Source organism: Flavobacterium sp. Root420 (assembly GCF_001427905.1).
Taxonomy (GTDB): domain Bacteria; phylum Bacteroidota; class Bacteroidia; order Flavobacteriales; family Flavobacteriaceae; genus Flavobacterium.
In genome coordinates this window covers 1-13,391 of sequence record NZ_LMEF01000015.1, presented here as the reverse complement: position 1 = coordinate 13,391, position 13,391 = coordinate 1, and the positions used below count along the sequence as shown (strand labels likewise).

Genomic DNA, 13,391 nt, shown 5'->3' with positions numbered 1-13,391 from the left:
TATAATTGTTTTTGTTTTTGTTTTTGTTTTATTTTTGAACATGACAAGTTACAAATAATTGAGGAGCCAGAAAAGAAAAAGCCCGAGAATAACTCGGGCTTTTGCATATAATTAACTAATCTTATGATTACATAACCAATAATTTATGAGAAGGTGCAAATCTGGTCAAATTGATACCATCAACTGCAGCTGTATATTCATCCAATGTAGGAGTTCTACCAAGTATTGTAGACAAAACCACAACAGGCGTAGAAGAAAGTAATGATTCTCCTTTTTTACCCTCAGTATCTTCTACCACTCTTCCCTGGAAAAGACGAGTAGAAGTTGCCATTACAGTATCTCCTTTTGCAGCTTTTTCCTGATTACCCATACAAAGGTTACATCCTGGACGCTCTAAATACAACATATTCTCATATTCAGTACGTGCAGCCCCTTTAGGAGCATTATCATCAAATTCGAAACCTGAGTATTTCTGTAAAACTTCCCAGTCTCCTTCAGCTTTAAGTTCATCCACAATGTTATAAGTTGGCGGTGCCACTACAAGCGGCGCTTTAAACTCAACCTTACCATGCAGATTTTCTATATTTTTAAGCATTTGAGCAAGGATTTTCATATCTCCTTTATGAACCATACATGATCCAATAAATCCAAGATCTACTTTTTTCACTCCTCCATAAAAAGATAGAGGTCTGATGGTATCGTGTGTATATCTTTTTGAAACATCAACATTATTTACATCTGGATCAGCAATCATTGGTTCAATAATCTGATCAAGATCAACCACAACTTCAGCGTAATATTTAGCATTTGAGTCTGGAGTCAAAGCCGGTTTCTCAGCCGATTTAATCTCCGAAATTCTCTTATCTGCTTTATTAATCAATCCCTGAAGAACTTGTTTATGATTGTCCATTCCTTTGTCAATCATAATCTGGATTCTGTCTTTTGCAATCTCTAACGACTCAATCAAAGTATCGTCCTCAGAGATACAAATAGAAGCTTTTGCTTTCATTTCTGCAGTCCAGTCTGTAAAAGTAAATGCCTGGTCAGCTGTAAGAGTTCCAAGATGAACCTCAATAATTCGACCTTGAAATACGTTCTCACCACCAAACTTCTTAAGCATTTGAGATTGTGTAGCATGAACCACATCACGGAAGTCCATATAATCTCTCATTTCGCCTATAAATGTCACCTTCACTGATTCTGGAATCGGCATTGAAGCTTCACCTGTAGCAAGTGCAAGAGCAACAGTTCCTGAGTCAGCACCAAAAGCAACACCTTTAGACATTCTTGTGTGAGAGTCACCACCAATAATAATAGCCCATTCGTCTATTGTAATATCGTTTAGAACCTTATGAATAACATCGGTCATTGCGTGATAAACACCTTTCGGATCACGAGCTGTAATTAAACCGAAATCGTTCATAAATTTCATCAATTTTGGAATATTAGCCTGAGCTTTTTTATCCCATACCGAAGCTGTATGACAACCCGATTGGTATGCACCATCAACAATTGGTGAAATTACAGTAGCAGCCATAGACTCCAATTCCTGAGCAGTCATAAGACCAGTCGTATCTTGTGAACCTACAATATTTACCTCTACACGAACATCTGAACCCGCGTGTAATACTTTACCCGGAGTTATACCAACGGCATTTCTGTTGAAGATTTTTTCTACTGCTGTAAGACCTTGTCCTTCAATAGAAATCTCTTTTGATGGAGCAAATACAAGCGGAGCCTCGATATCTAAAACTTTCGCCGCTAATGTCTGAAGTTTTTTACCAAATACAATTGCGTATGATCCTCCAGCTTTAATGAATTCCATTTTCTGAGGCGTGAATGCCTTAGAAATGTCTATCAGCTCTTTGTCGCCATTATAAAGTTTCTTCGTTTTTGTGTTTATCGTAAGTACAGTTCCGGTAGCAACTGAATATGCTTCTTCTAAAACAGGTTCATTATTTTCATTACGAATAATATTACCTTCAGCATCAAGCTTTTTAACCCAGTTTTTAAGATCCAAACCAATACCACCTGTAACATCTACAGTTGTTAGGAAAATTGGAGAAATACCATTTGTTCCGGCAACGATTGGAGCAATATTAATGAATGGAACATATGGACTTGCTTTTTTACCAGTCCAAAGCGCCACATTATTAACTCCTGACATTCTTGACGATCCTACACCCATGGTACCTTTTTCAGCAATCAACATAACGCTTGCGTCAGGGTGTTTTGCCTGTAATGCTTTGATTTCCTCTTGTGCCTGAGGAGTAATCATACATTTACCATGAAGTTCACGGTCAGAACGTGAGTGAGCCTGATTACCAGGAGATAATAAATCAGTCGAAATATCACCTTCACCAGCTATATAAGTAACTACTTTAATTTCTTCAACAACTTCTGGCAGTGAAGTAAAAAACTCTGCCTTTGCATAACTTTCAAGAATCTCTCTTGCAATTGCGTTATCATTTTTAAATGCTTCTTTAAGACGGTCTGTGTCTGCCTCATAAAGGTAAACTTGTGTCTTAAGAACATTTGCGGCTTCTTTTGCAATAGAAGTATCAGCACCAAGTGCTAAATCCAGCAACACTTCAATTGAAGGTCCACCTTTCATATGTGATAATAATTCAAAAGCAAAAGCAGGTGTTATTTCTTTTACTGCGAATTCACCAAGAATGATTTCTTTTAAAAATTTAGCTTTCAGACCAGCAGCACTAGTAGTACCGGGTACAACATTATAAATAAAGAAGTTAAGAGAATCTTCTCTGTACTCGTTATTCAAATCCTTAATTTGTTCAATGATTTCGCTTAATAATGCAGCACCATCAATTGGCTTCGGGTTAAGCCCTTGACCTTTTCGTTCTTCAATCTCTTGGATGTAATCCTGATAAATATTCATAATAAAAGTCTTTTCTTGGTAATTTTATTTTTTTGTTCGCAAATTTAGCTATTAAAGCCGAGAATTAAAAAAAATATAATAGAAGTAGCCTTTTCAAAAATTATTATTGTTAAAAAACGATTTTGACTGCTTGTTTTTGCTAATAACTCAATTTTGCATTAAAATAATGAATTATTGATATTTTAAAATCTTTTCTTTAACAAAGTCGGAATTTGTTGTTACAATTGAAGTGGGATTTTACATCTATTTTCGCTAAGAATCTTTCTAAATAAAGAATTATAACGTTATAGTTGTGTTTTTTCCTTCTTTTCAAATTCAAATTCCTGAAAATTGAAACCACTTTAAACTGTTTTAAAAAAAATGAAATAAAAAACTTGTAATTCAATTTTTCTATTAACTTTGCAACTCAAAGTACTTTTAAATAAATATAACTATGAAACACAAAATAGAAATTTTAAAAAATTACACTCAAAAACCAGGTGTCTTAATTAGTCTTATTGTAACCGTTTTCAGCACTATCTTATTAGTCAGCTCTCTTATAAGTAGAGAATTCCACTTCTACAACTATGAATCTATTGCTATACCTAGTTTAGTATTTGAATTTGTTTACGGAACCGTACTTTCTTTTTCAATTTTAAAAAATAAAGAAACCTACATTCATCTTACTTCATTTTTAATATTGAATTGGTTTATTGGATGTTTTTGCCTAAATACATTAATTCCGATTTTTCAGGATTTGCCTATTTGGGTATATATAGCAACTTTTGCATTTTGCGTTTCTAACTTCTTTATTTACAACAACTCAGAAGGCAGACCTAACACTTATGTTTACTTTTTCATTAACGGATTCTCCTTTACGATAATACTATACTTTACCCTATATCTTATACCAGTTATGCCTTATTCTTTTATTGGAATTATTGCATTGGGATTAGGGTTTTATGGTTTGGTTCCTGCCTTGGTTATCATTATTCATTCGCTGACTGTTCTTCGTTATTTAACAAGAAATCGAATTTATTTTATTTCTTTCAGTGCCGGATTTTCAACTGTAGTAATCAGCTTAATAGTTTTTACAATCGGATTAAGTCTCGAAAGTAATAAAATAGTAAAAACCGCAATGGTCCAATCTTTTAACGACAATGATGATTTACCAAATTACATAACTGTTTCACAAAACCTTAAGCCCAATTTTTTTAATGAAATACTATTAAAAAAGGATATTGTTTACACAGGACCTGATGATTTCTTTTCTTTTGATAATTTTAATTCTTTTAGTAATCAACAATTCAACGAAAGAAAAACACACAATCCTTTTATTAGTATCGCCTATTTATTCTGTAAAGATGCGGGCCTGAGTAACGATGATAAAATAAACATCCTGAAATCGAATTTTGATAAAAGATTAGAAACAGAAGAACAATTATGGAGCGGTGAAGATCTATTCACCAAAAACATTAAAGAAGATGTAAAAATCTATCCTGACAGCCGATTAGCTTATACCGAAATCACAATCAATATTGCTGCCGCAGAAGATTCATGGCGGAATGGTGAAGCTATTTATTCATTTCAATTACCAGAAGGTTCTGTTGCGACTTCGCTTTCACTTTGGGTAAACGGAATTGAGCGAAAGGGTGTTTTGACTACTAAAGAAAAAGCAAAAAAAGCGTACACACAAATTGTTGGTGTAGAATACCGCGATCCCTCTTTAATGCAGTGGAAAGAAGGAAACAAAGTTGTAGTGAGAGTTTTTCCGGTAAATTACAAAACTCCAAGAACATTTAAATGTGGTTTTACAACCCCTTTAAAAGTTGAAGATAATGAAATGAAATATCAAAGTCTTTCTATAAAAGGTCCTAATATTTCAAATGCCAAAACAATTTCAAGAATTCAAATAGTTGGAAATACTAAAATTGAAACCAGCAAAGGTTTTGAACTAAAAAATGGTTTTTATATAAATGAATCAAAAGGACTGGACGATTGGTATGCAAATATGTCTTTGAATAAGGTACTTTCTAATTCATTTGTATGGAAAAACAAAATGTATGAAGTTAAAGACATTCAGAAAACAATTATTCCATTTACTCCTTCTGAAATTATTCTGGATTTAAACACCAATTGGACTACCAAACAAATTGAGTCATTTGTAAACGGGAATCAAAAAAATATTTACGTTTTTGTGAATGGTCAAAAAACAGCAATTAATAAAGAGAATTTCAAAGCGATTCAGCTAGATTTTGAAGACTTCCATTATTCTTTACTGCCTCTATATAAATTAGCCCAAAACAGTTTGATCATTACAAAATCCGGAACATTTTCTGCCAATTTTGAAGAATTGGAAGACTCAAATTATCTAAAGAAAATTAAAACCCAAACGAAACAACGAAACATCAAGGTTATTAATATCTCGGCAGACATTAATCCATTTTGGCAAACTATTAAGGAGCAAAAATATATCGACTATTATCAGACCAGTTTGCAAAACAGTTTAAAGATGATCGCACAACATCAATTTGTACAATTTAAAACAGATAAAAACCTGGTAAATATTGAACCTGCAAATATTTCTATTCAGGAAAAAATACAGGACAGTAATTCAAAAAACAATGGTCCAAATCATATTTACAGAATGTATGCCTTTGGAAAAGTTATGGAAGAACAGGTAAAAATTCAAGGAGACACTTTAGCCAATAATCAATATGTTGAATTAGCAAAAGATGCCAATATAGTAACTCCAATTTCTTCATTAATTGTACTTGAAACCGATGAAGATTATAAAAAGAATGGTATTGAGAAAAATGTAAATACATTAGGAAATGCCTCCATAAACAACGACGGGTCTGTTCCTGAGCCTCATGAATGGTTATTAATTATTATAGGGATTTCGACATTATATTTCTATTACCGAAAAAACAAAAACCAAATTGTCTAAATGAATCACTTATTGTCCTATAAAAAAGCAATCGGCCTCTTTACTATTTTCTGTCTTTTAATCATTAATTATAAGATTGTAATAACAGGACTTGACAGTAATTTGTTCGGGATTATATTTTCAATAGCATTATTTTTTATTGGGGGAAGAAAAACGACCTTAAATCTAAACTTCCCTCTTTTTACAATGATTTTTATATTAGAATTTGTAAGCTACCGCCTGCATACCAAATCAGTACATTTTTTAGCTTTGGCTTTATTTGTTTGTCTTATCTATTACAACATAACTCAAAAATTTTCATTCATAGCTTTTATCTGTATTCTTTTATTTTCTTCGTTGTTTAGTACTTTTTTCGAATATCTGACAACCGAAATAAAACAATCTCTTTGTTATTATGTCTATCTGACATTGAAAAATTTTATGCCAATAAATAAAATCGAAGGTGTAAATTTTTATATTAATAATGCAAAAATCACTATTGATATTGCTTGTATGGGTTTGTCCATGTTTAAAACCGGTTTGCTTTCGGGAGCACTTGTATTGACATTGGAAGAAAAGAAACATCGGAAATATTTTACTATTATACAAATTCTTCTTTTTTGCTGTGTCTTAATTGTCCTGAATATTATTTCAAATTATTTCAGAATCATTACGTTGGTTTTATTTAATTGTACCGAAGAAAATGTACTGCATCATACAATTGGAATACTCTGTTTTGTCTTTTATCAAATTATACCAATGCTTTTTTTGATCCGATTCTTTAAACCGAAAAAAGAAGAAATTAAAATAACCAGGAGTCTATATCCAGTACTTTTTACTTTAGTTGGTACTTTAATAGTATTTGCAACCAGCTTTGAAATTAAAAAAGAACAGCATTACGATTTACTTGAAAATCTAAATCCGGAATATGAAAATCAAAAAGGAATTTGGGTAAATAAGGAAGTCTTTAAAATTGTGATGCCAGACAAACTAATTTATATTAAAACTTCTAATCACAACCCATTAGTTTGCTGGACAGGTGCCGGGTATAAAATAATTGAATCAAAAGAAGTTAAAAAAGGAAATGAAAAAATTTGGCAGGCTAAAATAGAGAAAGATCAAATCCTATATTACTCGTATTGGTGGTATGAATGCAATAGTAAAAAGTACACTTCACTTATTGAAGTCCTTTTAATAAAATTATTCGATAACAAACCTGTACGCCTAATTAATGAAACAAGTAAAGCTTAAAATAAGGAAGCCTGTCAAATTAAATTTGACAGGCTTCCTTAAAAAATTTATCTATTTCTAAAGCAACTTCTGAATAATAATGTCTTCTGTTATTCCCTCAGCATCTGCTTTATAATTTTTAATAATTCTGTGGCGTAAAATTCCGGTTGCAACTGCTTTTACATCTTCAATATCTGGTGAAAATTTACCATTAAAAGCTGCATGTGCTTTTGCTGCCAAAATTAAATTTTGAGAAGCTCTTGGTCCGGCACCCCAGTCTAAATAATTTTTCACAAAATCATTAGATAATTTATTATCCGGACGAGTTTTGCTTACCAAAGTTACCGCATATTCAATAACATTATCAGCTACAGGAATTCTGCGAATTAAATGTTGAAAATCAATAATTTCCTGTGCCGTAAATAATGGATTAATCGTTGTTTTTGCATCCGATGTGGTACGTTTAACAACCTGAACTTCTTCTTCAAAAGTTGGATACTCTAATTTTACAGCAAACATAAAACGGTCTAATTGGGCTTCTGGTAACGGATAAGTTCCCTCCTGCTCAATTGGATTTTGAGTTGCTAATACAAAGTATGGTAAATCTAATTTGTAATTCTGTCCTGCAATAGTTACTGAACGCTCCTGCATTGCTTCAAGTAAAGCTGCCTGAGTTTTTGGTGGAGTTCTGTTGATCTCATCTGCCAAAATAATGTTTGAAAAGATAGGTCCTTTAATAAATTTAAATTGCCTGTTTTCATCCAGAATCTCACTTCCTAAAATATCTGAAGGCATTAAATCCGGCGTAAACTGAATTCTTTTAAAATCCAAACCTAAAGCCTGTGACAACGTATTTATCATTAAAGTTTTTGCCAAACCCGGAACACCAATTAAAAGAGCGTGTCCTCCTGAAAATATACACAATAAAATTTGATCTACAACTGCATCCTGGCCTACAATGATTTTTGCTATTTCTGATTTTAATTCGTTTCGTTTTTGAACTAAATTATGAATTGCTGCTACGTCAGACATTTAAGTATGTTTTTTAATTGAAAAAGAGTTAGCTCTATGAATTCATAAAACTAACTCTTTTTATTTATTTAATAAAAATTATTTTTTCAACCAATTGTTCGTAAAAGCACAATCTCTATATTCTCCAATAATTTTAATGTAAGTATCTTTAATCTTAGTATCGAACCATTTTCCAATGGCGCTAATTTGTTTTTCTTTCAATGCTAAATCTTTAATTTTGGTATAATCCTTAGCATAATCAGCTACGTGTTCATCAATTCTGTTAGTAACAGTAATTAATTTATACGTTTTTTTCCCTTTATCATCTGTACTTAAAAGTGGTTGAGAAATTTCAGTATCTTTTAAATTTGAAACCTGGCCGTATAATGTCGGATCCATCTTAGTTAACTCAAAACGGGTGTCTTGTGTATTAGGATTTATTAACACTCCTCCATTTGCTCTGGTTTCTTTCTCGTCAGACTCTGTTCTGGCAGCATCTGCAAAAGTTACCTCTTTAGATTCTATCTTTTTTCTAATGTTGGTAATTCTTTCTTTTGCTTCTTTCAATGCATCCTCAGAAACCGTTGGCGAAATTAAAATATGACGTAACTCTACTTCCTGTCCTTTAATTTTATCAATCATAATAATATGATATCCAAAATTTGTTTTGAAAGGCTCTGAAATTTCGCCTTCCTGCAAACTAAATGCCACATCTTTAAATTCTTTTACAAAAGGGGTTCTTCTGGTCATTTTGTAATAACCTCCGTTAGACGATGATCCAGGATCTTGCGAATACAAAACTGCTTTTGTAGCAAAACTTGAACCCTCAAGAACATCTTTCCTAATAGCATTTAATCTATCGATTACTTTTTGTTCATCTTCTTTTGAAACTTTTGGCTCTACTACAATCTGTGCTACTTCCATCTCTGCTCCAAAAGTTGGCAGTTCCTCTTTAGGTATTTTTTTAAAGAAATTACGAACTTCTTCGGGCGTAATTTGTACACCATCAACAATTTTATCTCTCATTTCTGAAGATAATTTTTGTTCTTTTAAAATATCTGCAAAATAAGTTTTAAATTCCTCTACAGAACTTTTTTTATAATACTCAACTACTTTATTGATATCACCAACTTGTTTCACCATATAATTCAGTCGGTCTTCCATCATGCTTCTTACTTCTGCATCACTTACTATAATACTATCCTGAATCGCCTGGTGTGCATATAGTTTATCTTCTAAAAGTTTACCAAGCATCTGACACCTTGTAATGTCTTTTACATTTCCTCCCTGGGCAGTAATTTCTAAAAATCCTTTATCAATATCTGAATCTAAAACAATATAATCTCCAACAGTAGCAATGATACCGTCAACTTTTAGCTTCTGTCCAGTAGGAACTTCAACTGGTTTTTGAGCCACAACATCTGGAATAATTTCCTGAGCCGAAACAATTGAGTTGAAAAAAAGTAAAAAACACATTGTCAACACTAGTTTGTAATCAATTGTTTTTAGCTGTAATTTTTTTAATAACATTATTTTAAATTTAATTTGAATGTAAAGATCTTGCCTTCGTACTTCGTTTTTAAAGTAAAAATCACTAAATAATTAAGATCTAGTTCTTTTTAAGTTATAACGAACAAAAATAACAATTCAATCACATAATACAACTATCAGCCATACTATTAACAAAAAATTATAGGGATAACATTTCGATTTCATAAATACAACCCATTTCCTACCGATTATTAGCTAAAACGAGAAGAAAACCTCACTTCTGAAATTTTTAAGAGATAGCTTGGTTGAAAATACAAACAACTAAATTTCAATTAAATAAAAAAAGTTTTTAACACTACAACGTTTTCGTTGTATAACTATTTTCTGGTAAAAACGGATCGAATTAAAAAACACATACTTTAGATGCGTAATTAATAATTTTTAGACGGTAAAATTGAGAATATCTCTTTTTAAACATTTAAAATAAATAATTACAAAACTTTATTAAACCACTTTTAACCAAATCTTAATTATGAAAAACCACAATGCAAAAATTTATGTAATGACTGCGATCTCGGCATTTTTTTGTTCGTGTTCGCCAAATGAAACCAATGAAGTTGACTCAAGAGCTGAAAGTCAACAATTTGAAATTATTAATGTGACACATCATGATGGAAAACCTTTTAGTACAGGAGCTAAATCATCATCAACAGGAAAATATGTTGATAATCCGGGTGGTGGAGTTATGATGCAAGCTTTTTATTGGGATGTTCCGGCCGGAGGAAATTGGTGGAATACCGTTAATGGTAAAGTGACCGCATGGTCTAATGCCGGAATCGGTTCTATTTGGCTTCCACCTGCTTCTAAAGCGCAAAACGGAGCATTTTCAATGGGGTACGATCCAACGGATTATTTTGATTTTGGAGATTACAATCAAAACGGAACTATAGAAACGAGATTTGGTTCTAAAACCGAGTTAGTAAATTTAATCACACAAGCTCATACTGAAAACATGAAAGTGTATGCGGACATTGTAATTAATCACAATAGTGGAGGACAATCAGAAGCAAATCCTTTTACAGGAACCAATACCTGGACTAATTTTAATGGAATTGCATCTGGAAAATTCAAGCGTACTTATGTGAATTTTTATAAGAATAGCTACGGTAATAACGACGAAGGTTCTTTTGGAGGTTTTCCAGACTTATGCCATGCTGATCCTTATGTACAAGACTGGTTATGGAAAAGAACTGATGGAGTTGGTAAATATTATAAAAACACCATGAAATTTGACGGATGGCGATTTGATTATGTGAAAGGTTTTGCTCCTTGGGTTGTATACGATTGGAATGCAAATGTTGGTGGATTTTCTGTTGGTGAATTATGGGATTCTAATGTAGATATATTAAATAACTGGGCTAATAGTGCCAACAGTTCTGTTTTTGATTTTGCCTGTTATTACAAAATGAACGATGCTTTTGACGGAAATAATCTTGCGCTTCTAAATGATGATATGATGTGGAAAAGAAATCCATACAAAGCCGTGACATTTGTTACGAATCATGATACCGATGAGATTTCAAATAAATTATTGGCGTATTCTTATATTTTAACACATGAAGGATACCCGACAATTTTCTATAGAGATTACGAAGAATGGCTGGACAAAACTAAACTAAACAATTTGATTTGGATTCATAATAACAAAGCAACCGGAACTACATCTATTTTATACTCAGACAATGATGAATATGTTGCAAGAAGAAATGGATATAATGGAAATCCCGGATTGGTTGTTTACATTAACAACTCAACTGTTTGGCAGGAAAGATGGATTCAGACAAATTGGGCAAATACTCAAATTAAAGATTTTACCGGAAATTCAACTTGGTACCCAACTACACAAGCAGATAAATGGGTAAAAATTCAATGTCCGCCAAAAGGATATTCGGTTTGGTCTATTAATCAATAATTCTAAAAACAACAATTAAAAGACTGTTCTAAAAAAACAGTCTTTTTTTTGCTTTAAAGTTTCTGTTTATAAAGTAATGTCTTCTAAATTATAGAAGTGAATATTTTTATTAAGCCGCAATTAATAGTACTTTTGCAAACCTATTTATACAAAATATGAGCTTTTTAAAAGAAATACAACGCAGAAGAACATTTGGAATTATATCGCATCCCGATGCTGGTAAAACAACCTTAACTGAAAAATTATTGTTATTTGGAGGTGCAATTCAGGAAGCTGGTGCGGTAAAAAATAATAAAATAAAAAAAGGAGCAACAAGTGATTTCATGGAAATCGAACGCCAAAGAGGTATTTCGGTTTCAACATCGGTACTTGCTTTTAATTATAAAGACAAAAAAATCAACATCCTTGATACTCCGGGACACAAGGATTTTGCTGAAGATACTTTTAGAACTTTAACGGCTGTTGACAGCGTTATTGTTGTAATTGATGTTGCAAAAGGGGTTGAGGAACAAACTGAAAAATTAGTTGCAGTTTGTAGAATGAGAAACATTCCGATGATTGTTTTCATCAATAAATTAGACCGTGAAGGTAAAGACGCTTTTGACTTAATGGATGAAGTAGAACAGAAATTAGGTTTAACAGTTACGCCTTTAAGTTTTCCTATCGGAATGGGTTATGATTTTCAGGGAATCTATAATTTATGGGAACAAAACATCAATCTTTTTAGCGGTGACAGCCGTAAAAATATTGAAGAAACTATTGCTTTTTCAGACGTTCAAAATCCTGAATTAGAAAAAATAATTGGTCAAAAACCTGCAGATAAATTACGTGAAGAGTTAGAATTAATTGATGAAGTGTATCCAAAATTTGAACGTCAGGATTATTTAGATGGCAAAATTCAACCAGTGTTTTTTGGTTCGGCTTTAAATAATTTTGGAGTTCGTGAATTGTTAGATTGTTTTGTAACTATCGCTCCTTCTCCAAGACCAAAAGATTCTGAAACACGTTTAGTAGATCCGAAAGAAGAAAAAATGACTGGTTTTGTATTTAAAATCCATGCTAATATGGATCCAAAACACAGAGACCGTCTAGCTTTTATCAAAATTGTTTCCGGAACTTTTGAACGAAATAAACCTTATTATCACGTTCGTCAAAAGAAAAATTTAAAATTTTCCAGCCCAAATGCTTTTTTTGCTGAGAAAAAAGAAATCGTAGATATTTCATATCCTGGTGATATCGTAGGTTTACATGATACAGGAAATTTTAAAATTGGTGATACTTTAACAGAAGGAGAAATAATGAGTTTCAAAGGAATTCCTAGTTTCTCTCCTGAACATTTTAGATACATCAATAATGCTGATCCAATGAAAGCCAAGCAATTGGATAAAGGTGTAGATCAGTTGATGGATGAAGGTGTTGCTCAGTTATTTACATTAGAAATGAACAATCGTAAAGTAATCGGAACTGTCGGAGCACTTCAATATGAGGTAATTCAGTACCGTTTAGAACATGAGTACGGTGCAAAATGTACTTATGAAAATTTCCCGGTTCATAAAGCTTGTTGGGTAAAACCTGATGATGCCAAAAATGACGAGTTTAAAGAATTCAAACGTATCAAACAAAAGTTCTTAGCTCATGATAAGTACGGCCAATTGGTTTTCCTAGCTGATTCTGATTTTACAATCCAAATGACACAAAGCAAATATCCGAGTGTAAAATTATTTTTCACTTCTGAATTTGATTAAATTCTTCTTTTGAAGAACATATAAAAAAAGTAGCTGTCTCAAAACTGAGGCAGCTATTTTTTTTAGGCTTGTTTTTTTCTGGTCAATTTTGTATATTTAATCAGTGATTAACAGCTGATTATATATGAGATTCAA

General features: G+C 32.2%; 7 protein-coding genes. 4 read left to right on the top strand and 3 right to left on the bottom strand.

The window, feature by feature from the left end:
* Nucleotides 1–127: 127 nt before the first annotated feature.
* The gene (locus ASC72_RS10985; RefSeq protein ID WP_056190744.1) at nucleotides 128–2,899 is read right to left on the bottom strand and encodes a bifunctional aconitate hydratase 2/2-methylisocitrate dehydratase; all 2,772 of its coding nucleotides are present in this window, start codon (nucleotides 2,897–2,899) and stop codon (nucleotides 128–130) included.
* 433 nt (nucleotides 2,900–3,332) lie between these two features.
* Here ASC72_RS10985 and ASC72_RS10980 point away from each other — a divergent pair, with 433 nt between their 5' ends.
* Together ASC72_RS10980 and xrtN are read left to right on the top strand one after the other, a co-directional pair.
* Nucleotides 3,333–5,828 carry an XrtN system VIT domain-containing protein gene (locus tag ASC72_RS10980; protein WP_056190743.1) on the top strand — a complete coding sequence of 832 codons (2,496 nt, stop codon included), beginning with the start codon at nucleotides 3,333–3,335 and terminating at the stop codon, nucleotides 5,826–5,828.
* The gene (gene xrtN / locus ASC72_RS10975) at nucleotides 5,829–7,058 is read left to right on the top strand and encodes an exosortase N (RefSeq protein ID WP_082564292.1); all 1,230 of its coding nucleotides are present in this window, start codon (nucleotides 5,829–5,831) and stop codon (nucleotides 7,056–7,058) included.
* A gap of 57 nt (nucleotides 7,059–7,115) precedes the next feature.
* Here the strand turns inward: xrtN and ASC72_RS10970 are convergent, their stop codons facing one another.
* Both ASC72_RS10970 and ASC72_RS10965 read right to left on the bottom strand, forming a co-directional pair.
* Nucleotides 7,116–8,069, bottom strand: a complete 954-nt coding sequence (locus ASC72_RS10970) for a MoxR family ATPase (RefSeq protein ID WP_056190741.1) — start codon at nucleotides 8,067–8,069, stop codon at nucleotides 7,116–7,118.
* 78 nt (nucleotides 8,070–8,147) lie between these two features.
* On the bottom strand, nucleotides 8,148–9,578 hold the full coding sequence (locus ASC72_RS10965) for a peptidylprolyl isomerase (protein ID WP_056190740.1): 1,431 nt from the start codon (nucleotides 9,576–9,578) through the stop codon (nucleotides 8,148–8,150).
* 493 nt (nucleotides 9,579–10,071) lie between these two features.
* Here ASC72_RS10965 and ASC72_RS10960 point away from each other — a divergent pair, with 493 nt between their 5' ends.
* Nucleotides 10,072–11,511: an alpha-amylase gene (locus ASC72_RS10960; RefSeq protein ID WP_056190739.1), complete on the top strand. Its 1,440-nt coding sequence runs from the start codon at nucleotides 10,072–10,074 to the stop codon at nucleotides 11,509–11,511.
* A gap of 155 nt (nucleotides 11,512–11,666) precedes the next feature.
* On the top strand, nucleotides 11,667–13,256 hold the full coding sequence (locus ASC72_RS10955; RefSeq protein ID WP_056190737.1) for a peptide chain release factor 3: 1,590 nt from the start codon (nucleotides 11,667–11,669) through the stop codon (nucleotides 13,254–13,256).
* Nucleotides 13,257–13,391: the final 135 nt, after the last annotated feature.